Origin of the sequence: Serratia entomophila, assembly GCF_021462285.1 — a bacterium.
In the GTDB taxonomy this organism is placed as follows: Bacteria; Pseudomonadota; Gammaproteobacteria; order Enterobacterales; family Enterobacteriaceae; genus Serratia; species Serratia entomophila.
Genome location: NZ_CP082787.1, coordinates 3,205,857 through 3,230,454, shown reverse-complemented (window position 1 = coordinate 3,230,454; position 24,598 = coordinate 3,205,857). Strand labels below are relative to the sequence as shown.

Annotated in this window: 23 protein-coding genes; 18 read left to right on the top strand and 5 right to left on the bottom strand. The window is 65.3% G+C overall.

Annotation, left to right across the window (positions count from 1 at the left end; translation table 11 throughout):
* The first annotated feature begins 3 nt into the window (after positions 1–3).
* The 7 genes from citX to dhbA all read left to right on the top strand — a co-directional run bounded on the left by citX (position 4) and on the right by dhbA (position 7,288).
* Positions 4–552, top strand: a complete 549-nt coding sequence (citX, locus tag KHA73_RS15730) for a citrate lyase holo-[acyl-carrier protein] synthase (RefSeq protein WP_234585309.1) — start codon at positions 4–6, stop codon at positions 550–552.
* Positions 533–1,411, top strand: coding sequence for a triphosphoribosyl-dephospho-CoA synthase CitG (gene citG / locus KHA73_RS15725; RefSeq protein ID WP_234591296.1), 879 nt, complete (start codon positions 533–535; stop codon positions 1,409–1,411). Before citX ends, citG begins: the two co-directional genes overlap by 20 nt.
* An 18-nt stretch (positions 1,412–1,429) precedes the next feature.
* Entirely contained in the window at positions 1,430–2,893 is a 1,464-nt protein-coding gene (locus tag KHA73_RS15720; RefSeq protein ID WP_234585308.1) for an anion permease, read from the top strand.
* Positions 2,894–3,039: 146 nt separating this feature from the next.
* Positions 3,040–4,269 carry a bifunctional glucose-1-phosphatase/inositol phosphatase gene (gene agp / locus KHA73_RS15715; protein ID WP_234585307.1) on the top strand — a complete coding sequence of 410 codons (1,230 nt, stop codon included), beginning with the start codon at positions 3,040–3,042 and terminating at the stop codon, positions 4,267–4,269.
* 104 nt (positions 4,270–4,373) lie between these two features.
* Positions 4,374–5,066, top strand: a complete 693-nt coding sequence (locus tag KHA73_RS15710) for a 4'-phosphopantetheinyl transferase family protein (RefSeq protein WP_234585306.1) — start codon at positions 4,374–4,376, stop codon at positions 5,064–5,066.
* 188 nt (positions 5,067–5,254) lie between these two features.
* Complete coding sequence (locus tag KHA73_RS15705; protein WP_314725568.1) at positions 5,255–6,445, top strand: isochorismate synthase; 1,191 nt, start codon at positions 5,255–5,257, stop codon at positions 6,443–6,445.
* An 84-nt stretch (positions 6,446–6,529) separates the two neighbouring features.
* The gene (gene dhbA / locus KHA73_RS15700; RefSeq protein ID WP_234585305.1) at positions 6,530–7,288 is read left to right on the top strand and encodes a 2,3-dihydro-2,3-dihydroxybenzoate dehydrogenase; all 759 of its coding nucleotides are present in this window, start codon (positions 6,530–6,532) and stop codon (positions 7,286–7,288) included.
* 1 nt (position 7,289) lies between these two features.
* Here dhbA and rarD read toward each other — a convergent pair whose 3' ends face one another.
* Entirely contained in the window at positions 7,290–8,171 is an 882-nt protein-coding gene (gene rarD, locus KHA73_RS15695) for an EamA family transporter RarD (protein ID WP_314725569.1), read from the bottom strand.
* Positions 8,172–8,310: 139 nt separating this feature from the next.
* On the opposite strand from rarD, the gene alkB reads away from it, so the two are divergent.
* Positions 8,311–8,958, top strand: a complete 648-nt coding sequence (alkB, locus tag KHA73_RS15690) for a DNA oxidative demethylase AlkB (RefSeq protein WP_234585302.1) — start codon at positions 8,311–8,313, stop codon at positions 8,956–8,958.
* On the opposite strand, the gene KHA73_RS15685 is transcribed toward alkB, so the two are convergent.
* Positions 8,941–9,876, bottom strand: a complete 936-nt coding sequence (locus KHA73_RS15685) for a LysR family transcriptional regulator (protein ID WP_234585301.1) — start codon at positions 9,874–9,876, stop codon at positions 8,941–8,943. The genes alkB and KHA73_RS15685 overlap by 18 nt on opposite strands.
* Positions 9,877–9,959: 83 nt before the next feature.
* Here KHA73_RS15685 and KHA73_RS15680 point away from each other — a divergent pair, with 83 nt between their 5' ends.
* Positions 9,960–10,589, top strand: a complete 630-nt coding sequence (locus KHA73_RS15680) for an alanyl-tRNA editing protein (RefSeq protein ID WP_234585300.1) — start codon at positions 9,960–9,962, stop codon at positions 10,587–10,589.
* Between the two features lie 12 nt (positions 10,590–10,601).
* On the opposite strand, the gene KHA73_RS15675 is transcribed toward KHA73_RS15680, so the two are convergent.
* Complete coding sequence (locus KHA73_RS15675; protein ID WP_234585299.1) at positions 10,602–10,850, bottom strand: hypothetical protein; 249 nt, start codon at positions 10,848–10,850, stop codon at positions 10,602–10,604.
* A gap of 240 nt (positions 10,851–11,090) precedes the next feature.
* On the opposite strand from KHA73_RS15675, the gene KHA73_RS15670 reads away from it, so the two are divergent.
* Genes KHA73_RS15670 through KHA73_RS15645 form a run of 6 tightly spaced genes read left to right on the top strand, consistent with a single transcriptional unit; the run spans position 11,091 to position 18,283 of the window.
* Positions 11,091–12,650 (top strand): TIGR04028 family ABC transporter substrate-binding protein, encoded by a 1,560-nt coding sequence (locus tag KHA73_RS15670; protein ID WP_380737898.1) that lies wholly within the window; start codon positions 11,091–11,093, stop codon positions 12,648–12,650.
* A gap of 9 nt (positions 12,651–12,659) precedes the next feature.
* Complete coding sequence (locus tag KHA73_RS15665) at positions 12,660–13,604, top strand: ABC transporter permease (RefSeq protein ID WP_234585297.1); 945 nt, start codon at positions 12,660–12,662, stop codon at positions 13,602–13,604.
* Entirely contained in the window at positions 13,601–14,494 is an 894-nt protein-coding gene (locus KHA73_RS15660; protein ID WP_234585296.1) for an ABC transporter permease, read from the top strand. Before KHA73_RS15665 ends, KHA73_RS15660 begins: the two co-directional genes overlap by 4 nt.
* On the top strand, positions 14,491–16,134 hold the full coding sequence (locus KHA73_RS15655; RefSeq protein WP_234585295.1) for a dipeptide ABC transporter ATP-binding protein: 1,644 nt from the start codon (positions 14,491–14,493) through the stop codon (positions 16,132–16,134). Before KHA73_RS15660 ends, KHA73_RS15655 begins: the two co-directional genes overlap by 4 nt.
* A complete protein-coding gene (locus tag KHA73_RS15650) occupies positions 16,131–17,174 on the top strand; it encodes a putative FMN-dependent luciferase-like monooxygenase (protein ID WP_234585294.1) in 1,044 nt (347 codons plus the stop codon). The genes KHA73_RS15655 and KHA73_RS15650 overlap by 4 nt, the downstream gene beginning before the upstream one ends.
* Entirely contained in the window at positions 17,171–18,283 is a 1,113-nt protein-coding gene (locus KHA73_RS15645) for an alkylhydroperoxidase domain protein (RefSeq protein ID WP_234585293.1), read from the top strand. Before KHA73_RS15650 ends, KHA73_RS15645 begins: the two co-directional genes overlap by 4 nt.
* 80 nt (positions 18,284–18,363) lie before the next feature.
* Here the strand turns inward: KHA73_RS15645 and KHA73_RS15640 are convergent, their stop codons facing one another.
* Positions 18,364–20,271: a sigma-54-dependent Fis family transcriptional regulator gene (locus KHA73_RS15640; RefSeq protein ID WP_234585292.1), complete on the bottom strand. Its 1,908-nt coding sequence runs from the start codon at positions 20,269–20,271 to the stop codon at positions 18,364–18,366.
* Positions 20,264–20,419 (bottom strand): hypothetical protein, encoded by a 156-nt coding sequence (locus KHA73_RS15635; RefSeq protein WP_234585290.1) that lies wholly within the window; start codon positions 20,417–20,419, stop codon positions 20,264–20,266. Before KHA73_RS15635 ends, KHA73_RS15640 begins: the two co-directional genes overlap by 8 nt.
* 126 nt (positions 20,420–20,545) lie before the next feature.
* On the opposite strand from KHA73_RS15635, the gene ssuD reads away from it, so the two are divergent.
* The 3 genes from ssuD to KHA73_RS15620 all read left to right on the top strand — a co-directional run bounded on the left by ssuD (position 20,546) and on the right by KHA73_RS15620 (position 24,591).
* Positions 20,546–21,718: an FMNH2-dependent alkanesulfonate monooxygenase gene (gene ssuD / locus KHA73_RS15630; RefSeq protein ID WP_234585289.1), complete on the top strand. Its 1,173-nt coding sequence runs from the start codon at positions 20,546–20,548 to the stop codon at positions 21,716–21,718.
* On the top strand, positions 21,718–23,100 hold the full coding sequence (locus KHA73_RS15625) for an FAD/NAD(P)-binding protein (RefSeq protein WP_234585288.1): 1,383 nt from the start codon (positions 21,718–21,720) through the stop codon (positions 23,098–23,100). Before ssuD ends, KHA73_RS15625 begins: the two co-directional genes overlap by 1 nt.
* 84 nt (positions 23,101–23,184) lie before the next feature.
* On the top strand, positions 23,185–24,591 hold the full coding sequence (locus tag KHA73_RS15620; RefSeq protein WP_234585287.1) for an LLM class flavin-dependent oxidoreductase: 1,407 nt from the start codon (positions 23,185–23,187) through the stop codon (positions 24,589–24,591).
* The last annotated feature ends 7 nt before the right edge of the window (positions 24,592–24,598 follow it).

Here is a 24,598-nt window from a genome sequence, read left to right as displayed (position 1 = left end):
GCCATGGCCGCCGTCGATCCGCGTTTAGCCGCCAACCGCGCGGTGAGCCTGCCGGCGCTGTTGGCCAGCCGCGAATGCCGCCAGGCCCGCCAGCAGGCGTGGCTGGCGCGCCATAGCTGCACGCTGCTGGTGCTGACGCTGGTGGCGCCGGGGCCGGTGAAAGACAGCGCCCTGACGCGCGGCGTCTTCAACCTGGGGTGGCGGGCGCTGCAGCGGCTGTTGGCCGAGCAGGGCTGGCGCTGCCTGCAGGCCGAAACGCTGGCGCTGTCGACCGGTTGCGAAGGCTATCTGGCGCTGCCGGTCGACGCTCTGCGGGTTAAGGGCTGCGCCATGCAGCTGGAAGCGCGCCAGCCGATAGGCCGGCTGTGGGACATCGATGTGATCAATCCGCAGGGGCGCATTCTGTCGCGGCGCGACGTTGGCCTGCCGGCGCGCCGCTGCCTGCTGTGCGGCCAGCCGGCCAGGATCTGCGCCCGTCAGCGGCGCCACGGCAGCGATGAGCTGCTGAGTGAAATGGCAAGGAGGCTCGATGATGCGCTCTCAGCCGGTTAATTCGCCTTCGCCAGCGCCGCAGCCGGCCTGCGACTTCGCCCGCGCCGCCTACCGCGCGCTGCTGGTGGAGGTCAACCTCACGCCCAAGCCGGGGCTGGTGGATCGCCACAACAGCGGCGCGCACCGCGATATGGATCTCGGCCATTTCTACCGCAGCGCCCGCGCCATCGGCCCGTGGCTGCCGCGCTTTATCCGCCAGGGCCGCGAAGACGCCACGCTGCCGGTGGAACACCAGCTGGCGCGGCTGCGGCCGCTCGGCCTGGCCTGTGAAAACCACATGTTCCGCGCGACCGGCGGCGTCAACACCCACAAAGGCAGCGTGTTTTCGCTCGGCCTGCTGTGCGCCGCCTTCGGCCGCCTGCACCAGCAGCGCCGTGCGATAAGCGCCGAAACGCTGTGCGCCGAAACCGCGGCGATGTGCCAGGGGCTGGTGGCGAACGAACTGCGGCGCAACAACGCCGGGCAAACCGCCGGCCAGCGGCTGTTCGCCGCCCACGGCCTGAGCGGGGCGCGCGGTGAGGCGGAGTCCGGTTTCCGGTTGGCGATCGCCGGCGCGCTGCCGCTGTATCGGCGGCGCATGGCGGCGGGACAGGGCGAACAACGGGCGTTGACGGACAGCCTGCTGTGGCTGATGGCCCACAACGACGACACCAACGTCGCCTCGCGCGGCGGCATCGGCGGCTTGCGCTGGCTGCAGCGGCGCGCCGCCGCGCTGCTGGCGCAGAACGGCGCGCAGGACATGCAGCGCTTCGACGCCGAGTGCATCGCCCGCAATCTCAGCCCCGGCGGCAGCGCCGACCTGTTGATCGTGACCTGGCTGCTGGCGCAACTGCCGCAGCCGGGTGACCAGGAATCATAACTTTCAGGAGAAATCCCCATGTCCCAAACCCAGGAAAAAATCTGGAAAGCGATAGCGCCGCTGGCGGTGCTCGCGATCCTGCTGTTGATACCGGTGCCCGACGGCATGCCGCCGCAGGCCTGGCGCTACTTCGCCATTTTCGTGGCGATGATCGTCGGCATGATTCTGGAGCCGATCCCCGCCACCGCCATCAGCTTTATCGCCGTGACCGTCAGCGTGCTGAGCGCCAACTGGGTGCTGTTCGGCGCGCAGGAACTGGCCGAGCCTGGCTTCAAAGCGGGCAAGGAAGCGCTAAAATGGGGGCTGGCGGGCTTCTCCAGCACCACCGTCTGGCTGGTGTTCGGCGCCTTTATCTTCGCGCTGGGCTACGAGGCCACCGGGCTGGGGCGGCGCATCGCGCTGTTCCTGGTGAAGTTTATGGGCAAGCGCACCCTGACGCTGGGCTATGCGGTGGTGATCATCGACATCCTGCTGGCGCCGTTCACCCCGTCCAATACCGCCCGCACCGGCGGTACGGTGTTCCCGGTGGTGAAAAACCTGCCGCCGCTGTTCGATTCCTTCCCCAACGATCCCTCTTCGCGACGCATCGGCGGCTACCTGATGTGGATGATGGTGGTGGGCACCAGCATCAGCTCCTCGATGTTCGTGACCGGCGCGGCGCCCAACGTGCTGGGCATCGAGTTCGTCGGCAAAATCGCCGGGGTGCACATCAGCTGGATGCAGTGGTTCCTGGCGTTCCTGCCGGTCGGCCTGCTGCTGCTGATCGTCGCGCCGCTGATTTCTTACTGCCTGTACAAGCCGGGGGTGACCCACAGCAGCGAAGTGGCGGCCTGGGCCAACACCGCGCTGGGCGAAATGGGCAAGCTGACGCGCAAGGAGTACACCCTGATCGGCCTGGTGCTGTTCAGCCTGTGCCTGTGGGTGTTCGGCGGCAAGGTGCTGGACGCCACCGCGGTGTGCCTGTTGGCGGTGTCGCTGATGCTGGCGCTGCACGTGGTCTCGTGGAAGGACATCACCAAATATTCCAGCGCCTGGAACACCCTGGTCAATCTGGCGACGCTGGTGGTGATGGCCAACGGCCTGACCCGCTCCGGCTTTATCGACTGGTTCGCCCAGACCATGAGCACCCACCTGGGCGGTTTCTCGCCCAACATGACGGTGGTGGCGCTGGTGCTGGTGTTCTATTTCGCCCACTACCTGTTCGCCAGCCTGTCGGCGCATACCGCCACCCTGTTGCCGGTGATCCTGGCGGTGGGCAAGGGGTTGCCGGGCGTGCCGATGGAGCAGCTGTCGATGCTGCTGGTGTTGTCGATCGGCATCATGGGCGTGCTGACGCCGTACGCCACCGGCCCGGGGGTGATCATCTACGGCTGCGGCTACGTGAAATCGAAAGATTACTGGCGGCTGGGGGGCATCCTCGGCGTGGTGTACATCGCCGCGCTGTTGCTGATCGGCTGGCCGATCATGCGCCTGTGGTTCTAAACTCACCTGCGGCGGCCATCGGAAGATGGCCGCTGGTACGATCTTTTCCCGTGAACCCCATCACACACTTGGTCGACCAACCCCGCCATCATAGCCGGGCGAAAGCTAACACATTAAAAATAATCACTTTCCGGGAGCCTCTGCGGATGAGAAAAAAAACGTTATTGCTGTGCCTGCCTTTGTTGTTCACCGGGACCGTATGGGGGGCAACCGACGGCTATCAGCTGGAGCAGGTGCTGGTGATGAGCCGCCACAACCTGCGCGCGCCGTTGGCCAATAACGGCAGCGTGCTGGCGCAGTCCACGCCGCGGGCCTGGCCGGCATGGGAAACGCCGGGCGGGCTGCTGACCACCAAGGGCGGGGTGCTGGAAGTGTATATGGGGCACTACTTCAACGCCTGGCTGAAGCAGACCGGCCTGCTGCCGCAGGAAGGCTGCCCGGCCGCCGGCAGCCTGTACGTATACGCCAACAGCCTGCAGCGCACGGTGGCCACCGCGCAGTTCTTCAGCAACGGCGCTTTCCCCGGTTGCGACGTCAGCGTGCACCATCAGGAAAAAATGGGCGAGATGGACCCGACCTTCAACCCGGTCATCACCGACGGCAGCGCAGCCTTCAATCAACAGGCGCTGGCGGCGATGAACGCCAAACTGGCCTCGCTGAAGCTGGACGCGTCTTACCGGCAGCTGGCGAAAATCGTCGATTATAAAGATTCCAGCGCCTGCAAAACCGACCGGCACTGCGATCTGACCAAAGAGGCCAGCATCCTAAGCGCGGTGCCGGGCAAGGAGCCGGGCGTGGCCGGGCCGCTGCGGGTGGGCAACTCGCTGGTGGACGCCTTTATGCTGCAGTATTACGAAGGTTTCCCGCTCAAGGACGTGGCCTGGGGCAAAATTGTCACCCCGCACCAGTGGAAGCAGCTGGCGCAGCTGAAAGACGGCTATCAGGACTCGCTGTTCACCTCGCCGGTGGTGGCGCAGAACGTCGCCAAACCGTTGCTGACCTACATCAACGGCGCGCTGCTCGGCGAACGCAAACCGGATGCGCCCAAGCTGACGGTGCTGGTCGGCCACGATTCGAATATCGCTTCGCTGCTGTCGGCGATGCAGTTCCAGCCGTATCAACTGCCGCTGCAGTACGAGAAAACGCCGATCGGCGGCAAGCTGGTGTTCCAGCGCTGGCATGACAAGCAGAATGACCGCGAGCTGCTGAAGATTGAATACGTTTACCAGTCTACCGATCAACTGCGCAAAGCCACGCCGCTGACGCTGCAAAACCCGCCGCAGCGCGTGACCCTGGCGCTGAAAGGCTGCCCAATCGACAAGGACGGCTTCTGCGCCTGGAGCGATTTTGAAAAAACCATGAAGGGCATTCTGTAAGCTGCGTTCCTCTCCCCCGGCGGCGGGGGAGAGGAATAGTCGTTGTTGCCGGGGAGCGCCGGGGCTAAAATCATCGCTCTGCGCATTGTTCAAGGAACCTCTCGTTGCCCGCTTTTATCCGCGATATCGAACTTTTTAACCTGGCTGATTACCCTGGGCAGGTGGCGCGTTGCCGTTTTTCACTGGCGGACTATCGTGACGAGCGCTTTCGCGAGGCGGGCCTCGATCTGCCGGCGCACCTGGCGCGCGCGGTGCCCAAGCGCCGGGCGGAGTATTTGGCCGGGCGCTGTCTGGCGCAGCGGCTGCTGGCGCCGTTGGGCTTCAGCGGTTTTATCCTGCTGCCAGGCGAAGATCGCGCCCCGCGGTGGCCGGCGGGCGTCGCCGGCGCGCTGAGCCACAATGCGGATACCGCGCTGTGCGCGGTGCACCCTGAAAAGGGCCTGGGCGGCGTCGGGCTGGACGTGGAGACGCTGATGCCGCAGGCGCGCGCGGAAGAGCTGTGGGGCGCCATCGTCAGTGCTGATGAGTGCGCCGCGCTGCGCCGCGGGCCGCAGGCGTTCAACCGGATGCTGACGTTGACGTTCTCCGCCAAGGAGAGCCTGTTCAAAGCGCTGTACCCGCAGGTGCGCCGCTACTTTGATTTTTTGGATGCGCGCATGGTGGCAATTGATGCGCAAACCCAGACCTTTGAATTAGAACTGCTTAAGACACTCACCCCGCAGTGCCGTGCAGGCCGCCGATTTCTGGGCCGCTACTGGCATGATTGTGACGATGTAACTACGTTTATTTACTGTTAAATCAGTATATTAATCTGCGTTGCACTGTAACGTGAATTTGCCATGCCTGAGCGTTTTATTCATTAATTATTACGCTAACGGTGATTGACCCGCGCCGGGCGGCGGTGTAATTTACCGATCATTATAACTAATGATAATCATTCGCATAACCATTATCATTAGTGCGGGCAACGCAAAGGAGTGGTCTTGTGGCTACATTGACAACGGAAAACGAAACCTTTCCCGGTTTTGTTTACTCAGAGCAATCTACCTTTTTATACCAGTCGGAGTTCCGCTCGCTGAGCGCGGATGGCGTATTCGAACGGATCGAGACGCCGGCCTTCGGCGGTGAGCAGGCCGACAGCGCGCTGGCGCAGAACATCAGCCAGGCGCTGCAGCGCGCCAAACAGGCCGGCCAGGATGCGCCGGTGGTGGTGGGCGCCATTCCTTTCGATACCCGCCAGCCCTCCTGCCTGTACGTACCGCAACAGAGCCGGTTCGTCGCCAACGATCATTACACCCGCGATGCGCGGCCGATGCTGCAGCAGCGGCACCGGTTGACCGCCTGCACCAGCATTCCGGACGAGCCGCGCTTCAAGCATGCGGTGGCGGAAGCGGTCAGCCGTTTTAAACAGGGCAAGCTGAGCAAGGCGGTGCTGTCGCGCATTCTGGAGATCGAGCTGGAGCAGCCGGTGGCGGGCCATCAGATCCTCAATAACCTGATGGTGCAGAACCCGAACGGTTACCACTTTTCCCTGCCGCTGGCCGACGGCGGCGTGCTGATCGGCGCCAGCCCGGAACTGCTGATCCGCAAACAGGGCGGCGAGATCCACTCCAATCCGCTGGCGGGCTCGGCGCGCCGCCAGGCGGATGCGCAGCAGGACCGCATCGGCAGCGAACGCCTGATGCGTTCAACCAAAGACAAATATGAACACCGGCTGGTGATCGACGACATTCGCCGGCGGCTGGCACCGCTGTGCGCCACGCTCAGCGTGCCTTCCGGGCCTTCGCTGATGAGCACCGGCACCATGTGGCACCTGTCCACCCGCATTCGCGGCGAGCTGAGGGACCCGCAGCTTAACGTGATGCAGCTCGCCTGCCTGTTGCACCCGACGCCTGCGCTGTGCGGCTTCCCGACCGAAACTGCACGCCAATTGATCGCCGAACTGGAGCAGTACGATCGCGGCCTGTTCAGCGGCATCGTCGGCTGGTGCGACGCCAACGGCGACGGCGAGTGGGCGATCGTCATCCGCAGCGGCATTCTGCGCGGCAACCGGGTGCGGCTGTTTGCCGGCGCGGGCATCGTCGAAGCCTCGACGCCGCAGTCCGAATGGGCGGAAACCGCCGCCAAGCTGGGCACCATGCTTAACGCTTTTGGCCTGAACAGCGGTGCGCTGTAAGGCCGGCTTTCTACCCTTTTTGCAGGAGAAACCGATAATGACAATGAACGACGCCGGCGCGAACGCGTTGATGGCGGTGCGCCCATGAGCGTACAGATGGATTTCAGCGGCAAGCGCGTGTGGGTGACCGGTGCGGCGCGCGGCATCGGCGAGCAGATCGCCCGGCATTTTATGGCGCAGGGCGCCGAGGTGGTGGGGTTTGACCGCGAGTTCGCTCGGCAGGATCTGCCTTACCCCTGCGTGACGCTGGATATCAGCCGGCCGGAACAGGTTGCCGAGGTGTGCCGCCGGCAGCTGGCGGAAAATCCCCGGCTGGACGTGCTGGTCAACGCCGCCGGCATTCTGCGCATGGGCAATACCGAAGAGCTGAGCGTGGAGGACTGGCACCAGTGCATCAACGTCAACGCCTCGGGCGCGTTCTACCTGTTCCGCGCGCTGCTGCCGCACTTCAAGGCGCAGCGCCGTGGCGCGATCGTCAGCGTCGGCTCCAACGCCGCGCACGTGCCGCGGGTGCAGATGGCGGCCTACTGCGCCTCCAAGGCGGCGTTGACCAGCCTGAATCACTGCGTGGGGCTGGAGCTGGCGCCGTTTGGCGTGCGCTGTAACCTGGTGTCGCCGGGCTCGACCGACACCCCGATGCAGCGCGGCATGTGGCAAACTCCGGATGCCGAACGGCGCACCATCGCCGGCTTCCCCGAGATGTTCAAGCTGGGCATCCCGCTAGGCAAGATAGCCCGTCCGGACGAAATCGCCAACGCGGTGCTGTTCCTGGCTTCGGATCTGGCCAGCCACATCACCATGCAGGACATCGTGATCGACGGCGGCGCCACCCTGGCTTCCTGAGTTAAATGCGCCGGCGGCGCAGCAGGTGGCGGGTGCCTTCCGCCACCAACAGCAGCACCGCCAGCCAAATCGGCAGATAGGTCAGCCACTCGCTGCGGCTGATGCTCTCGCCGAGCAGCAAAGCGACGATCACCAGCAGCACCGGCTCCACGTAGCTCAGCAGGCCAAACAGGCTGAAGGGCAGCAGGCGACTGGCCAGGATGTAGCACACCAGCGCCGCGGCGCTAATCACCCCCAACAGCGGGATTTGCCAATAGAGCGCCGGGCTGACGCGCAGCGCCGCCGATGCGCCGCCGTCGCCGAAGGCGAACCAGGCCGCCACCGGCAGCATCAGCGTCAGTTCGCACCACAGCCCGCCGAGGTTGTCGGTGCCGAAGCGCCGGCGCAGAATAAAGTAAACCGGATAACCCAGGGCCACCACCAGGGTGCTCCAGGAAACCCCGCCCACCTGATACAGCGCATTGCCCACGCCGAGCAGGGCGCAGGCCACCGCCAGTTTTTGCAGCAGCGAAAGCCGATCGCCGAATATCACCCGGCCCGCCAGCACCATGGTCAACGGCAGCAGGAAATAGCCGAGCGACACCTCCAGCGCCTTGCCGTGCAGCGGCGCCCACAGAAACAGCCACAGCTGAACGCCCAGCAGCGCCGAGGTCAGCGGCAGAAACAGTAACCGACGCGGCCGTTGGCAAGCCCAGGCCAGCGTCTCGCCCACCTTGCGCCAGTCGGCGGAAAACAGCATAAACAGCGTCAGAAACGGCACCGTCAGCAGGGTGCGCCAACCGAAGACCTGCTCGCCGTCGAGCGGCGCCAGCGTCGAGGTGTAGTAATACATCACGCCAAATAATACCGAGGCGATAACCGAAAGACCGATGCCCTTAATCACGCGCATTCCTTGAGAGTGACTGATTTTATTGCGGCTACTGTAGATAAGTTTGCCATAAACAACAATGACGCCGCCGGGCGCTGGACATTCGGCGCCCGGCGTTTAAAATGGATACTGTGTATTCATACAGGTTTTGGCGATGACTATCGATCTCTTTGAAGATTCGTTGCCGCCGCCGTGGCGCGAGCAGATTGCGCCGGGGGCGGTGGTGATGCATGGCTTCGTGCGCGATCACGGGCCGGAACTGCTGGCGGCGGTGCGGGGCGTGGTAGCGCAGGTGCCGTGGCGGCATATGACCACGCCGGGCGGCCACGTGATGTCGGTGGCGATGAGCTGGTGCGGCAATGGCTGGAGCAGCGACAGCCGCGGCTATCGCTACTCGGAGCGCGATTCCCGCAGCGGCAAGCGCTGGCCGCCGATCCCGGACATTCTGCTGGCGCTGGCGGACGAAGCCGCGCAGCAGGCCGGGTTCGCGCCCTTTGTGCCGGATTCCTGCCTGATGAACCGCTACGATCCCGGCAGCAAGCTGTCGTTGCATCAGGATAAGGACGAGCATGATTTCGGTTCGCCGATCGTTTCGGTGTCGCTCGGCCTGCCGGCGGTGTTTCAGTTCGGCGGCCTGCAGCGCAGCGATCGGGCGCAGCGCATCCCGTTGGCGCACGGCGACGTGGTGGTGTGGGGCGGCCCGTCGCGGCTGTGCTTTCACGGCATCATGCCGGTCAAGGAAGGCTACCATTCGCTGGTGGGGCCGCACCGCATCAACATCACCCTACGCAAGGCGCTTTAGCTGCGGTTCTTTGGCCAGGCGGGCGACCAGGTAATCGATAAACACCCGCAGCTTGGGCGGCAGATGCTGGTTGGGCGCGTACAGCAGCCACAGGCCGCCGTGATAGCTGCTGAGGAAATCCCATTCCGGCAGCACCTGCACCAGCTCACCGCTGTCCAGCGCCTGGCGCGCGGTAAAATACGGCAAGCTGCCGATGCCGATATGCTGCTTCACCGCGTCCAGCCGCACCCCGGTATGGTTGGCGGCGTAACGGCCGCGCACCGCCACCGTGACCGTTTTGCCGCTGCGGCGAAATTTCCAGCGCGCGTCGTTGGGGGTTTCACCGAGATAAATGCAGCTGTGCGCCGTGAGATCTTGCGGTTGCCGGGGCGCGCCGTGCTGCGCCAGATAGTGCGGGGTGGCGCACAGCAGATGATCTATCCTCATTAACTGACGGCCGATCAACCCGGGAGAAGGGCGATCGGTGATGCGCAGCGCCAAGTCGACCCGATCGTCAATCAGATCCATATAACGGTCTTCCAGCCGCAGCCGCACGTCTACCTTCGGGTAACGGCGCAGGAATTCCGGCATGTGCGGGTGCAGCACGGATCTGCCCACCGCCTTCGGCACGCTGACGCTGATCGCGCCTTCCGGCTCTGCGGCGCCCTGGCCGTTGACGGCCATCACCGCCTCCGCCGCCGCCAGCATGTTGCGGCAGTGCAGCAACACCTCTTCCCCCGCTTCGCTCAAGCGCAGCTTGCGGGTAGTGCGGTGCAACAAGCGCAGCGCCAGCGCCTGTTCCAGCCTGGCCAGGCTGCGGCTCACGGCGGAGGGCGAGGCGCCCAGGCGGCGTGCTGCGGCGGAGAAGCTGCCGCTTTCCACCACCTCAACGAAAACGGCCATTTCGGCCAGCAGCGAATGCGAAAGATTTGTGCTCATGGCGCAAAGGTCCATTGTGATGATGACGGATTATCCTGCGATTATGGCACGAATATAATAGCTCCCCTAACCAGGAGAAAATGATGACCGAACGACGTTATTACTACAGCGATGACTTACAGGCCGAGGCGCGGGTGCTGGCCTGCACCCTGGCGGAAGACGGCGCCTTTGCGATCGAGCTGGACGCCACGCCGTTCCACCCGCAGGGCGGCGGGCAGCCCGCAGACGGCGGCACGCTGGGTGACGTGGCGGTGCTGCGGGTAGCGCAGCAGGGCGATAAGGTGTTGCACTTCACCGCCGAACCGCTGCCGCTGGGGCCAGTGGTCGCCCGGGTAGATGGCGAACAACGCCGCCTGCACACCCGCTGGCATTCCGCCGGGCACCTGATCGGCTGGCTGGGCGAGACGCGCGGCTGGCAGCCGGTGAAGGCGCACCATTGGCCCGGTGAGGGGCGCATCACCTTCACGCCGGGCGCCGGCGCACAAACGCTGGAGCAGGGTTATCTGCAGGCGGAGCTGGCGCAGCTGATCGCCGCCGATTTGCCACGCCGCCAGCAGGAGGTGGAGGGCAAGCGTCAGGTTGGTTTCGGCGAACTGCCGGCCTACGGCTGCGGCGGCACCCACGTGGCCTCGCTGAGCGAGCTGGGCGAGGTCAACATCACCGCGGTGAAGATGAAAAAAGGGCAGCTGATCGTGCAGTATGAAATGGGCTGATCTGCGGCGGGTTTATTGCGCCGCGCCGGCCTGGCGCAGCAGGGTGCAGAATGCGCATTGGCAACCCGCCACCGGCACCGTCGCACAGGTGCCGGTTTTCACCGCCTGGGCGTCCAGCGCGTGAAAACCATAGAACATGGTCTCGAGGGTACTTTCCGCCGCGCGCGCCTGTTCGGGCTGCGGCTCCGGCACTTTGGACTGAAACGCCGCTGCCTGCCCGGCCGCCAGGCCAAGGAACAGCAGCGATAGCTGAATCTTCATCTTTTCACTCCCCTCGCTTTTTGCGATACGTTATAACAAAACATCTTTTCTGCCAAGCCGCATCGCCTTGTGCGATTTGCGCCATAGGTTAGCGAAAATAGTTCGTTCTACTCTCTGCCGATTTGGCTTGTTATATCACCCATAACATTCTGAATAATGAAGGCGTGGCACTCTATGTTTAAGTTTTCTTTCAATGCATTAACCAGCGGGATCGCGGTGGCGTTAGGTCTGGCGGCGGGGATGCAACCGGCGCTGGCGGCGGTGCAGGGCGGCACGCTGGTCTACCTTGAGCAGCAGGCGCACACCAATCTTTATCCGCCTTCCGGCGGCTTTTATCCCAACGGCGGCATTCTCAACCAGATCACCGACAAGCTGACCTATCAGAACCCCAAGACGCTGGAGATTGAACCCTGGATCGCCGAGTCCTGGAGCAGCAACGCCGACAAAACCGAATACACCTTCAAGCTGCGCCCCGGCGTGACCTTCTCCGACGGCACGCCGCTGGACGCCAACGCGGTAGCGAAGAACTTCGACACCTACGGGTTGGGCAACAAGGAGAAACGCCTGCCGGTTTCCGAGGTGATCAATAACTACCAGCGCAGTGAAGTGGTGGATCCGCTAACGGTGAAATTCTTCTTCACGCGATCGTCACCGGGCTTCCTGCAGGGCACCGCCACCATCGGCTCCGGGCTGGTATCGCTCAGCACGCTGAACCGCAGCTACGACGAACTGGGCGACGCGCGCCATATCATCGGCTCCGGCCCCTTTGTGGTCAGCGGCGAAACGCTGGGGCGCGAGGTCGATCTCAGCGTGCGCAAGGACTATAGCTGGGGGCCGGCGCGCCTGGCGCAGCAAGGCCGCGCCAATCTGGACGGCGTTAAAGTGATCGTCACCGGGGAAGACAGCGTGCGAATCGGCGCGCTGCAGGCCGGGCAGGCGGATTTTATCCGCCAGATCCAGGCTTATGACGAAAAGCAGACGCAGGATCAGGGGTTTATCATTTATGCCGCACCGACGCGCGGCGTCAACGACAGCGTCGCCTTCCGGCCGGGCAACCCGCTGGTGGCCGATCTGCGGGTGCGTCAGGCTTTGCTGCACGCCACCGACAGCAAACAAATCGTCGATACGCTGTTCTCCGCCAACTACCCGCAGGCCAAATCGGTGATCGCCTCCTCGGCCGCCGGCTTTGTCGATCTGTCCGACAAGCTGAAATTCGACCCGCAGCTGGCCAACCGGCTGTTGGACGAAGCGGGTTGGAAAAAGGGCGGCGACGGGCTGCGGGAAAAAGACGGCAAGAAGCTGTTGCTGACGGTATACGAATCCTTGCCGCAGCCGCAGAACAAGGCGGTGCTGCAGCTGGTTTCGCAGCAGTGGGGCAAGGTGGGCGCGCGGCTGAACATTCTGGCGGGCGACGCCGGCAGCCGGGTGGCGGATAACCTCGATCCACAGAAAACCCCGGCGACGGTGGTAGAGGTGGGGCGCGCCGATCCGGACGTGATCAAAAGCCAGTTTTACCCGACCAACCGCGACGGGCTGCTGCAGAAGGGCGGTACCAGCAGCAACAGCAATTTTAGCGACGACAGGCTGAACGCCCTGCTGCTCGGCATCGCCTCCGAGGTTGACGCGCAAAAACGCCTGCAGACAGCCGGCGAGGCGCAGAACTATCTGATTGACCAGGCCTACGTGATCCCGTTTTTCGAGGAGCCGCAGGTGTTCGCCGGCGCGCCTTATCTGAAGGGGGTGAGCTTCGAGGCGGTCGGCCGCCCGAGCTTCTACGGCGCCTGGTTAGAGAAGCATTAAGGGGGCGCAATGAACCGATATCTGGCGGGGCGCATCGGGCAGGCGGCACTGGTGCTGTGGGCGGCCTTTACCCTGTCGTTCATCCTGCTGCAGGTGCTGCCGGGGGATGCGATCCTGATTAAATTCCAGAACCCGGACATGGGGCTGAGCCCGGCGCAGATTGCCGACATGCGAGCGGCCTATGGTGCGGACGTCCCCCTGTGGCGGCAGTATCTGCATACCCTGGGCAGCGTGCTGCATGGCGATCTGGGCTACTCGATGCAGGCCGGGGTGCCGGTTACCGCGCTGCTGGCGGCGAATCTGCCCGCCACGCTGCAGCTGGCGGTGCTGGGCTTTGCGGTGGCGTTGCTGCTGGCGCTGCTTATCGCTTTCGCTTCCAACCTGACGGGATTCGGCTGGCTGCGCTCGGCGCTGCAGACGCTGCCGTCGCTGTTCGTTTCGGTGCCCACCTTCTGGCTGGGCATTGTGCTGATTCAGATCTTTTCGTTTCGCCTGAAGCTGATACCGATCATTAACCCCGGCGAGTGGCAGGGGTTGATTCTGCCGATCGTGACGCTGGCGCTGCCGATCTCCGCGCCGCTGGCGCAAATTCTGATCCGCAGCATCGATGCGGTGCAAACCCAGCCGTTCGTCGCGGTGGCGCGGGCCAAGGGCGCCAGCCGCAGCGGGGTGCTGTGGCGGCACGTGGCGCGCAACGCCATGCTGCCGGCGTTGACCATCGCCGGCATGCTGTTCGGCGAACTGATCGCCGGGGCGCTGATCACCGAAACCGTGTTTGGCCGCAGCGGCCTGGGGCAGTTGACCCAGCAAGCGGTGGTCAATCAGGACGTGGCGGTGCTGCAGGCGATAGTGCTGATCTCGGCCGCCGCTTTCGTCACCATCAACTTGCTGGTGGATCTGCTGTTCCCGCTGCTGGATCCGCGGCTGAAAACCCAGGCAGGAGCATCCCTATGAGCAGTATCTCCTTTGAGAAAGCCACGGTGCCGGAGCGCGATCTGTCCGGCGCAGAAAGTGAAGGCGCGCTGCCCGCCAGCCGCCCGAGCCGCCGCCGCCGCGTTCCCCTGACGCTGCTGCTGGCCTGGGCGGTCATTGCGCTGGTGGCGTTGTGGGCGTTGGCGCCGCAGCTGTTCACTGCCTACAGCGGCACCGAAGGCATTGCCGGCGCGCAGCGGCTGGCGCCCGGCGGTGAGCATTGGCTGGGCACCGATCAACTGGGGCGCGACCTGTATGCGCGCATGGTGTACGGCGCTTCGCAAACCCTGGCCGGCGCCGTAGTGGCGGTGGCGTTGGGGTTGGTGCTTGGCACTGCGCTTGGCCTGATCGCCGGCGCGCTGGGCGGGGTGGCGGACGACGCCGTGATGCGCGTCGTCGACGTGCTGCTGTCGATCCCCGGCCTGCTGCTGTCGCTGAGCATCATCATCCTGCTCGGTTTCGGTACGGTCAACGCCGCCATCGCCGTGGGCATCACCTCGGTGGCCAACTTTGCTCGCCTGGCGCGGGCGGAAGTGGTGCGAGTGCGCCACAGCGATTACGTCGAAGCGGCCTACGGCAGCGGCGGCACCTTTTGGGCGGTGCTGTGGCGGCACATCCTGCCGAACTCGCTGAATTCGGCGATCGCCTTCTCGGCGCTGCAGTTCGGCAGCGCCATTCTGGCGATCGCCACCCTGAGTTTCCTCGGCTACGGCACCCCGCCGCCGACCCCGGAATGGGGCTTGCTGATCGCCGAAGGGCGCAACTACATTTCCACCGCCTGGTGGCTGACCACCTTCCCGGGCATTGTGGTGGTGGCGGTGGTGCTGGCGGCTAACCGCATCAGCCGTTCGCTGGGAGGAAAAGCGCGATGAGCACGCAAGCGGCGCGGCCGCCGGTACTGGCGCTGGATAAGGTTTCCATCGCCTATCAGGGTGACGAAGGCAGCCGAAGGGTGGTGCATGAGGTGTCATTCTCGGTTCAACCGGGGGAAGTGGTGGCGCTGGTCGGCGAGTCCGGCTCCGGCAAGACCACCACCGCGCAGGCGATTATCGGTTTGCTGCCCGACAACGGCCGCCTTGAACAGGGCGCCATTCGGCTGCACGGCACCGATATCGCCGGCTGGTCATCGCGGCGGCTGGACGCGGTGCGCGGCGCGCAGATCAGCCTGATCCCGCAAGATCCCTCCAGCTCGCTCAACCCGGTGAAAACCATCGGCGAGCAGGTGGCGGAGATCGTCAATATTCACCGCCGGCTGCCGCGCGGGCAGGTACAACGGCGGGTGACGGAACTGTTGACCCGCGTCGGGTTGACGCACCCGGAACTGCGGGCGCGCCAGTATCCGCACCAGCTTTCCGGCGGCATGAAGCAGCGGGTGTTGATCGCCATCGCCATTGCGCTGCAGCCGGCGTTGATCATTGCCGACGAGCCGACCAGCGCGCTGGACGTGACGGTGCAAAAACGCATTCTTGATCTGATCGACGAGCTGCGGCGCGAGTTCGGCACCGCCGTGCTGCTGGTGACGCACGATCTGGGCGTGGCGGCGGAGCGCGCCGATCGGCTGTTGGTGTTCCGCCATGGGCGGGTGCAGGAACAGGGCGCTACCGCTGAGGTGCTGCGCGCGCCTGCCAACGCATACACCCGCCAACTGTTCGCCGATGTGCCTTCATTGAGCGGCGCCGTCGCGCCGCCGCCGAAACGCAGCGGGCAGCCGCCGGCGATCGAGGTCCAGACGCTGGTGAAGGATTTTCGGCTGCCCGGCGGCCAGGGCTCCCGCGCGCTGGATCGCGTGTCGTTCAGCGTGCCGCGCGGCACCACCCATGCGCTGGTGGGGGAATCCGGCTCGGGCAAGAGCACGCTGGCGCGCTGCCTGCTGGGCTTCGAGCGGCCGGATGCCGGGCAGATCCTGATCGACGGCGTCGAGGTTACCGGCCTGAAGGGCGAAGTGCTGCGCCAGTTCCGTCGGCGCATTCAGCTGGTTTACCAAAACCCGTTCGGCTCGCTTGACCCTTCACAGACGCTGTACCGGGTGATTGAAGAACCGCTGTTGAACTTTGAACCGCTCGGCAAGAAGGAGCGGGAACATCGGGTGCGCGAGCTGTTCGAGCGGGTAGCGCTGCCGCCTGACCTGCTGAACCGCAGGCCGCGCGAGCTCTCCGGCGGCCAGCGGCAGCGGGTGGCGATCGCCCGGGCGCTGGTACTGCAACCCCGGGTGCTGGTGCTGGACGAAGCCACTTCGGCGCTCGACGTCAGGGTGCAGGCACAGATCCTGCATTTGCTGCAGGAGCTGCAGCAGGAGCGGGATCTGACCTACCTGTTTATTTCTCACGATCTGGCGACGGTGCGGCGGATTTCGCACAGCGTTTCGGTGTTGCATCGCGGTGAACGGGTGGACGGCGGCGCCACCGCCGAGCTGTTCGCCATGCCGGGCAGCGATTACACCCGCCAACTGATCTCAGCCATTCCCGGCCGCACGCCGTATGCCGGGCAGCCAAAATTCGAGGAGGCGATATGAGCGGCAAGAGGCTCGGTTTTTTCACCCGGTTGCTGGATCAGGGCAGCGCTCAGGAGCGTTACCGGCTGGCGACCGAACAGATCGTGCACGCCGAGCGAGCCGGTTTCGACACCGCCTGGGTGGCGCAGCACCATTTCCACGAAGACGAGGGCGGCCTGCCTTCGCCGCTGGTGTTTTTGGCGCAGGTGGCGGCGCGTACCCGCCACATTCGGCTGGGTACCGGCGTGATCACGTTGCCGATGGAGTCGGCGGTGCGGGTGGCGGAAGATACGGCGGTGCTGGACTTGCTGTCCGACGGCCGGCTGGAGGTTGGGGTGGCCGCCGGCGGCACGCCATCTTCTTTCAGCGCTTTCGGCTTTGACGCCGGGCAGCGCAATGCGGTGTTCGCCGACAACTTTCGCACCCTGCTTGGCGCCTGGCGCGGCGAAGCGCTGGGCGGCGAGGAGAACCGTCTGTATCCGGCGGCGCCGCAGCTGGCGCAGCGCGTCTGGCAGGCGACCTTTTCGGTCGAGGGCGGTGAACGCGCCGGCCGCGCGGGCGACGGCCTGATGCTGTCGCGCACTCAGCCGCGCCCGGCGGACGCGCCGGACCTGCCGTTGGACGAACTGCAAAACCCGATCATCGACGCCTATCTGGCGGCGCTGCCGGCCGGCATCACGCCGCGCATCATGGGCTCGCGCACCGCTTTTGTCAGCGAGAACGGCCCACAGGCGCGCGACTTCGCCGCCGTCGGGCTGAACCGCGGCCTGGAGCGGATGCGCGCCAGCGGCCACCGGCTGGGCGATACCTCGCTCGACGGCCTGATCCGCGCCTTCGACGTGCACCTGGGCACGCCAGATCAGGTGATCGCCACGCTGCAGCGGGACAGCGCGCTGGCGCGGGTCACCGATCTGGCGTTTCAGGTGCACTCCATCGATCCGCCGCACGCCCATATTCTGCGTTCTATCGATCTCATCGCCCGCCACGTAGCCCCTGAACTGGGCTGGCGGCGCGGCACGCCTGCCGTTGCTTATGAACATCACGCTGAGGAAAAGCTATGACGACTTTACCGAACCAGGCCGACCTGCTGGCCGAACTGGCGGAGATCGCGCCGGATTCCACGCTGGCGCAGGCCAGAACCGCACGCCAGGCGGCTACCGACGCCATTCAGGCCAGCTATCTGGCGCTGTTCGCCCCCGCCGACGCCGGGGATTTCCCGCTGGCGCAGCGCCTGCAGCTGGCCCGGCGCGTCGCTGAATGGCATGGCGCTCACCGGCTGGCGGCGCACTATGCGGCCGTGCTGGAGCGGCAGGGCGGCGAGCAGCAAAGCGAAGGGCTGCGCGCGGCGCTGGATCACGCCGAACGTCTGGCGTTTCAACCGGCCAACGCCAACGCCCAGCACCTGCGGGCGTTGCAGCAGGCCGGCTGGTCGCCGGATGCCATCGTCACTCTGTCGCAGTTGATCGCCTTTGTCAGTTTCCAGAGCCGCCTGCTGCTGGGCTACCGGCTGTTGGGCGGCCAAGCGGCCGAACCTGCGGCGCATCAGCCGGTAACGGCCGGCCGCTGGCGCACCGAGCCGCTCACGCTGGGCGGCCGCCAGGCGCCGCCGGCCTTTACCCGGCAGGAATTGGGCTGGGAGCCGTGGCTCGCCGCCAAATCGCTGGCGGAGTTCGACGAAGACGGCAAAGCATTGCTGGCGCGCTTTGGTCACGCCGATTCGGACTATTTCCGCCTGCTGGCGCGCAACCACCCGGTGCTGGAGCAGCGCACGCTGGCGGACCGGGCGATTTTTTACACCTCCGGCGGGCTGGCGCGGCAGGATCGCGAGCTGGCGGCCACGGTGGCCAGCAAGGTGAACGGCTGCATCTACTGCGCCTCGGTGCATGCGCGCAAGGCGGCGCAGCTGTCGAAGCGCGAAGCCGAGATAGATCGGCTGCTGGCGGTGGCGCCGGGCGGCGCGTTGGAACAGGGGCAGGATGACGCCTGGCAAGCGCAGATCGCCTTTGCCGCCGCGCTGTCCGCCACGCCGCCGCAGGCCGGCGCCGGGCAACTGGCGGCGTTGCGCGCTCAGGGTTTGGATGAGCTGGCGCTGCTGGATCTGGTGCAGTCGACGGCGTTCTTCGCCTGGGCTAACCGGCTGATGCTCACCCTCGGCGAACCCTATGTCTGATAGCCTTCATCCACATACTTGCCGCCTGGCTGCAACCCGAAATCCATCGGGTATGTCACGCTGAATTCTGCAGCCGTGGTTCACATCGGCCATACCGCGTCGCGCACGTTGATCGCTCTGGGCAGCAGGCCCAGGGCGTAAAAGCGGTCGGCGATGCTTTGCTGCTGGCGGATCACCTGCAGGTTCATCACCCGGGTTTCGTGGCTGCGGCGCGACAGCGCCAGCTCGAGCGAGGCGGTCGCCAGCCCCAGCTCGCTGGAGAGGTGGCGCGCGGCCTCCACCGGCTGCGCGGCGATATAGCGGCCGGTGTGTTGCAGCGCCTGCATGATGTGCTGCAACAGATCGCCCGACTGTTCGGCAAAGCTGCGGCGCGCCAGGTAAAATTGCTGATTCAATACCCGTTGAGTGCCGTCGGCGATGACGCGTAGTTCGCCCGAACGCTGGGCGTCGCTGAGCAGCGGATCCCACATCATCCAGGCGTCGACCGCCTGATAATCGGTAGCCGACAGCGGGTATTTCGGCGGTGCGTAGACGATGCGCACGTCGTTCAGCGACAGCCCCTGTTCATCCAGCATCTGCACCAGCAGATAGTGCACGTTGGAGCCCTTGTTGACGGCGATGCGTTTGCCGCGCAGGTCGGCGGCGCTGCGGATCGGGCTGTCGTTTGGCACCACCATCGCCACGCTTTGCGGCGCCGGCGGTTCAAAGGCGACGTACACCAGCGCATGGCCCTGCGCCTGGGCGAAGATCGGCGGCACTTCGCCGGTCGTGCCGAAGTCGATCTCGTCGTTGTTCAGCGCGTGCAGCAGCTGCGGCCCGGCGGGAAACTCGCTCCATAGAATGCTGATCTGCTGGTCGGCAAAACGCTGCTCCAGGCTTTGCCGCGCCTTCAGCACCCCGAGGTTGCCGAATTTTTGATAGCCGATGCGCAGCTCGCGTTCGTGCGGTTGCGCGGCGTTTGGCGTACGGCCCGTGGCGCTAAGGGTGCGGCGGCGCGGTTTGATTAACCCCAAATGCGCCAGATGGGTGCGCAGGGTGTTACGGCTGATGCCGAGCAGCGCCGCCGTCTGCAGCTGATTGCCGTCGCAGGCGTCAAAGGCGTTGCGCACCAGCGAATCCAGCACCCGCTGGTAAAGCCGGCCGCCGTCACCCTGCAGCTGTTGCCGCATAAAATGGCCGATGGCGTCGTCGCCGGTGGCGTTCTGTTCCTGCAGGCTCTGGTTAAGCCGCAGCTGCTGGGGAGCGATCAGCGCATCCTTGCTCAGCAGCACCGCGTTGTGCAGCGTGTTTTCCAACTCGCGCACGTTGCCCGGCCAATGGTAGTCCAGCAGCGCCTGCAGCGCCTCCGGCGCCAGCCGCAGGCGCGGCCGCCCGAGACGGCGGGCGTACAGCGATAAAAAGTGGTTGGCGAGCACCGGAATATCGTCCGGCCGCTGGCGCAGCGGCGGCAGCGTCACCGCCGCCACGTTCAACCGGTAATAGAGATCTTCGCGAAACTGCCGTTCGCGGATGGCGCTGGCCAGATCTACGTGGGTGGCGGCAATCACCCGCACGTTCACCTTTAACGGCTTGCGCGATCCCACGCGGGTGATCTCGCGCTCCTGCAGTACCCGCAGCAGTTTGACCTGCAGCTGCAGGCTCAGCTCGCCTATCTCATCCAGCAGCAAGGTACCGCCTTCCGCCGCTTCGAACCAGCCCTGGTGGGTGCTGGTGGCGCCGGTGAAAGCGCCTTTTTCATGGCCGAACAGCTCGGCCTCCGCCAGGCTCTCGGTCAGGGCGCCGCAGTTCACCGCCAGAAAGGGCTGGTGGCGGCGCGGGCTGTTGTGGTGCAGGTAGCGCGCCACCACCTCTTTACCGGTGCCGGTTTCGCCGACGATCAATACGGTGGCGTCGGTGGGCGCCAGCCTGTCCAGCACGCTTTGAAAGGCGATCGACGCCGGATCGATCAATACCGGTTTGTCGGAGGCGTACGGCTGTGGGTTATGCATGGGCGGCTCCTGCGGTGAACGGAGAAAAAATCTTATCCCAGCGCAACGGCGGCGGCGAGGGGGGCAGCCGCGGGCTTTGCTGCATTTGCAGCAGTTCATCAGCACCGGTTGTTGCCAATGCAGCAGCGTTGCGCACGACAAAATTCATCAATTGTTTGATTTTTAAGATATTAAAAATAACGTCAGGCTGGCATGCATCCTGCTAACAGATTTATAACCAAACGAAATTTTTCTATCGATAAAAATCAGTAATGGTTATATGGGAAATGCATAAATGACTGAGTCAGTGAAAGAGAGCATCAACGTCTTTTGGTTCCTGCCGACCCACGGCGACGGCCGTTATCTCGGCACCACCCAGGGCGGGCGGCCGGTGGATTTGCCTTACCTGCAGCAGGTGGTGCTGGCCGCCGACAACCTCGGCTATTACGGCGTGCTGATCCCGACCGGTAAAAGCTGTGAGGACTCCTGGCTGGTGGCGGCGGCGTTGGCGCCGATCACCCGCCGCCTGCGCTACCTGGTGGCGGTGCGCCCCGGCCTGCAGCCGCCGAGCCTGGCGGCGCGCATGGCGGCGACGCTGGACCGGCTGTCGGACGGGCGGCTATTGATCAACGTGGTGACCGGCGGCGATCCGGTGGAGAACAAGGGCGACGGCATTTTCCTCAGCCACGGCGAGCGCTATGAGGTAACGCAGGAATTTCTCGAGGTTTATCAGCGCCTGCTGCAGGGGGAGAAGGTCGACTTCAACGGCAAGCATATTCGCGTCGAGGGCGCCGAGCTGCTGTTTCCGCCGGTGCAGAAGAACGGCCCGCCGCTCTATTTCGGCGGTTCCTCGCCGGAGGCTACCGACATCGCCGCCGCTCAAATCGACACTTACCTGACCTGGGGCGAGCCGCTGGAACAGGTGGCGGAAAAGCTGGCGGTGGTGCGCCAGCGCGCCGAGCAGCAGGGGCGCAAGCTCAGCTATGGCATCCGCCTGCACGTTATCGTGCGTGAGACCGAAGAAGAAGCCTGGGCGGCGGCAGACCGGCTGATTAGCCATCTGGACGAAGACACCATCGCGGCGGCGCAGAAAATCTTCGCCCGTATGGATTCCACCGGCCAGCAGCGCATGAGCGCGCTGCACGGCGGCTCGCGCGACGCCCTGCGCATCGGCCCCAACCTGTGGGCCGGCGTCGGCCTGGTGCGCGGCGGCGCCGGCACTGCCCTGGTGGGCAATCCGCAGCAGGTGGCGGAACGCATTCGCGAGTATCAGGCGCTGGGCATCGACAACTTTATCCTTTCCGGCTACCCGCACCTGGAAGAGGCGCACCGCTTCGCCGAACTGGTGATGCCGCTGTTGCCGCTTTCTCAACCGGCGAATCAGACGGCGCGTACGGTGAATACCGGCCCGTTCGGCGAGACCATCGGCGGCGACAAGCGCCCCGGCCAGACGGTGAAGGAGGGCTGATGGCGACGCGTGCGCACATCATCATCATCGGCGGCGGTTTCACCGGCGCCGCGCTGGCCATTCAGCTGGCGCAGGGCGAGGTGGACGTGACGGTGATCGAACCGCGCGCCGCGCCCGGTTATGGGGTGGCGTACTCCACTGAAGAACCGGCGCACCGCATCAACGTGCCCGCCGACAAAATGCAGCTGGCCGGTGAGCCGCAGGGGGATTTCGACCGCTGGTTCCGCAGCGGCGGCGGGCTGGAAACCGATCCCCAGGCGCTGTGGCGCGACGGTAAGGCCTACCCGCAGCGCGGCGCCTTTGGCCGCTACGTTGAGCAACGGTTTCATCAGGCGGCGCGTTCCGGCCGCGCCCGTCTGCGCCATCTGCGCGACCGGGCGGTGAGCCTGCAGCCGGATGCGCAGGGGGCGACGGTGACCACCGCCGGCGGCGAACGGCTGTGGGGCGACTATGCGGTGCTGGCGGTGAGTCATCCGCCGCCGGCGCCGCCGCGGCAGATTGCGGCCGGGCTGGCGCAGAGCGCCCGGCTGATAGCCAACCCCTGGGCGGCCGACGCGCTGGAACAGGTGGCGGCGGATGAGCCGCTGGCGATCGTCGGCACCGGGCTGACCATGGCCGATGTGGCGGCGGCGCTGCAGCGCCGCGGGCATCGCGGGCAGATAGTGGCGTTTTCTCGCCATGGCCTGCTGCCGCGCCCCAACGCCGAGGGGGATTACCCGGCCTGGCCGATAGCGCCGGCGGCGCCGAAACTCGGCCATTGGCTGCGGCGGGTGCGGCTTGACGTCGCCCGCGCCGCCGTGCAGCAGGTGCCCTGGCAGGCGGTACTGGACGACGTTCGCGCCAACGGCCAACGGCTGTGGCAAGCATTCAGCCCGGTGGAGCAACGGCGTTTCTTGCGCCATCTGCGCGCCTACTGGGACGTGCACCGCTACCGCATCGCACCGCAGGTCAGCACATTGCTGGAAGAAAAACGCGCGGCGGGCAGCCTGCAGGTGCTGGCAGCGCGTTTGCAACGGGCGGAGCTGGAGCCGCAGGGCGTCAGGCTGGATTTGGCGCTGCGCGGTGGCGGTGCGGAAACCCTGCGGGTACAGCGGCTGGTGGTCACCACCGGGCCGGCGCACGCCGGGCTGCTCGCCAGCGGCCCGTTGCTCAGCGGGCTGGCGGAACAGGGCGCGCTGCGCGCCGATCCGCTGGGCCTGGGCCTGCTGGTCAACGCCGACAGCCAGGCGATTGACCGCCACGATCGGGCCAACCCGCGCCTGCTGGTGGCCGGCCCGGCGGCGCGCGGCCGCTTCGGCGAACTGATGGGGCTGCCGCAGGTGGCGGAACACGCCCAAAGCGTCGCGCAATACCTGCTGGCGCGATGTCCGGCTGCAAACTGATCGCCCATTCCCGTTTTTAACACCCTAAGACCCCCCTCCGGCCCGGCACCGCCCGCGGCCGGGCAGATAATTGTGGAGATCGTTATGTCATCGCAACGTGAAATTCGTCTTAACGCTTTTGATATGAACTGCGTCGGCCATCAGTCGCCGGGGCTGTGGGCGCACCCGCGCGACCGTTCCTGGCAGTACAAGGATCTCGAATACTGGACCGATCTGGCGCGCCTGCTGGAGCGCGGCAGGTTCGACGGGTTGTTTATCGCCGACGTGCTGGGCATTTACGACGTGCTTAACGGCAGCGGCGACGCGGCGATTCGCCAGGCCACCCAGGTGCCGGTCAACGATCCGCTGGCGCTGGTGACGCCGATGGCGCTGGTCACCGAGCATCTCGGCTTCGGGCTGACCGCCTCGCTGTCGTTCGAACATCCTTATCCTTTCGCCCGCCGGCTGTCGACGCTTGACCACCTGACCAAGGGACGCATCGGCTGGAATATCGTCACCTCCTACCTGGAGAGCGGCGCGCGCAATATTGGCCACCAGGCGCAGACCGATCACGATGCGCGCTACGACTATGCCGATGAATATCTGCAGGTGGTCTACAAGCTGCTGGAGGGCAGCTGGGAAGACGGCGCGATTCTGCGCGACCGCCAGCGGCGCATCTTCAGCGATCCGTCGAAAATTCATCCGATCAATCACCAGGGGGAGTTCTTCCAGGTGCCGGGCATTCACCTGAGCGAGCCTTCGCCGCAGCGCACCCCGGTGTTGTATCAGGCCGGCGCTTCCAGCCGCGGCAAGCAGTTCGCCGCCGAGCACGCCGAATGCGTGTTTGTCGCCTCGCCCTCGAAAACGCTGCTGAAAAAAACCGTAGCCGACATCCGCCGCCGCGCCGCCGAGGCCGGGCGCGACCCGCGCAGCATCCTGATCTTCAACCTGCAGACGGTGATCGTCGGCGAAACCGACCGGCAGGCGCAGGAAAAATGGCGGGAATACAAATCCTATACCAGCTACGAAGGCGCGCTGGCGCTGGTGTCCGGCTGGACCGGCATCGATTTCGGCCAGTATCAGCCGGAGCAGGTGCTGAAGCATCTGCACACCAACGCCATTCAGTCGGCGGTGGAAACCTTCTCCAGCGCCGATCCCAGCCGTGAATGGACGGTGCAGGGCATTGCCGAATGGGTCGGCATCGGCGGTTTCGGCCCGCTGCTGGTGGGCAGCCCGCAGACCGTGGCCGACGAGCTGCAGGCGTGGGTGGAGGAAACCGACGTCGATGGTTTCAACCTGGCCTATGCCGTCACCCATGAAACCTTCACCGACGTGGTGGAGCTGCTGATCCCCGAGCTGCAAAAGCGCGGGGTCTACAAGCGCGACTATGCCGCCGGCACCCTGCGGGAAAAATTGTTCAATCAGGGCCCGCGCCTGGCGGAGCCGCACCCGGCGGTGGGCTACCGCTGGCCGACCGGCGCGCCCTTGGCCGCCGAACTGAGCGTTAAGTGAGGATGCG

What these genes read in the sequence shown, in the direction of transcription:
- KHA73_RS15645 (WP_234585293.1), top strand. Translation starts at nt 17,171, where the DNA reads ATGACGACTTTACCGAACCAGGCCGACCTGCTGGCCGAACTGGCGGAG.
- agp (WP_234585307.1), top strand. Translation starts at nt 3,040, where the DNA reads ATGAGAAAAAAAACGTTATTGCTGTGCCTGCCTTTGTTGTTCACCGGG.
- citG (WP_234591296.1), top strand. Translation starts at nt 533, where the DNA reads ATGCGCTCTCAGCCGGTTAATTCGCCTTCGCCAGCGCCGCAGCCGGCC.
- KHA73_RS15720 (WP_234585308.1), top strand. Translation starts at nt 1,430, where the DNA reads ATGTCCCAAACCCAGGAAAAAATCTGGAAAGCGATAGCGCCGCTGGCG.
- KHA73_RS15675 (WP_234585299.1), bottom strand. Translation starts at nt 10,850, where the DNA reads ATGAAGATTCAGCTATCGCTGCTGTTCCTTGGCCTGGCGGCCGGGCAG.
- KHA73_RS15650 (WP_234585294.1), top strand. Translation starts at nt 16,131, where the DNA reads ATGAGCGGCAAGAGGCTCGGTTTTTTCACCCGGTTGCTGGATCAGGGC.
- citX (WP_234585309.1), top strand. Translation starts at nt 4, where the DNA reads ATGGCCGCCGTCGATCCGCGTTTAGCCGCCAACCGCGCGGTGAGCCTG.
- KHA73_RS15660 (WP_234585296.1), top strand. Translation starts at nt 13,601, where the DNA reads ATGAGCAGTATCTCCTTTGAGAAAGCCACGGTGCCGGAGCGCGATCTG.
- dhbA (WP_234585305.1), top strand. Translation starts at nt 6,530, where the DNA reads ATGAGCGTACAGATGGATTTCAGCGGCAAGCGCGTGTGGGTGACCGGT.
- KHA73_RS15665 (WP_234585297.1), top strand. Translation starts at nt 12,660, where the DNA reads ATGAACCGATATCTGGCGGGGCGCATCGGGCAGGCGGCACTGGTGCTG.
- KHA73_RS15625 (WP_234585288.1), top strand. Translation starts at nt 21,718, where the DNA reads ATGGCGACGCGTGCGCACATCATCATCATCGGCGGCGGTTTCACCGGC.
- KHA73_RS15635 (WP_234585290.1), bottom strand. Translation starts at nt 20,419, where the DNA reads ATGAATTTTGTCGTGCGCAACGCTGCTGCATTGGCAACAACCGGTGCT.
- KHA73_RS15620 (WP_234585287.1), top strand. Translation starts at nt 23,185, where the DNA reads ATGTCATCGCAACGTGAAATTCGTCTTAACGCTTTTGATATGAACTGC.
- ssuD (WP_234585289.1), top strand. Translation starts at nt 20,546, where the DNA reads ATGACTGAGTCAGTGAAAGAGAGCATCAACGTCTTTTGGTTCCTGCCG.
- KHA73_RS15670 (WP_380737898.1), top strand. Translation starts at nt 11,091, where the DNA reads ATGCAACCGGCGCTGGCGGCGGTGCAGGGCGGCACGCTGGTCTACCTT.
- KHA73_RS15685 (WP_234585301.1), bottom strand. Translation starts at nt 9,876, where the DNA reads ATGAGCACAAATCTTTCGCATTCGCTGCTGGCCGAAATGGCCGTTTTC.
- KHA73_RS15680 (WP_234585300.1), top strand. Translation starts at nt 9,960, where the DNA reads ATGACCGAACGACGTTATTACTACAGCGATGACTTACAGGCCGAGGCG.
- KHA73_RS15655 (WP_234585295.1), top strand. Translation starts at nt 14,491, where the DNA reads ATGAGCACGCAAGCGGCGCGGCCGCCGGTACTGGCGCTGGATAAGGTT.
- alkB (WP_234585302.1), top strand. Translation starts at nt 8,311, where the DNA reads ATGACTATCGATCTCTTTGAAGATTCGTTGCCGCCGCCGTGGCGCGAG.
- KHA73_RS15640 (WP_234585292.1), bottom strand. Translation starts at nt 20,271, where the DNA reads ATGCATAACCCACAGCCGTACGCCTCCGACAAACCGGTATTGATCGAT.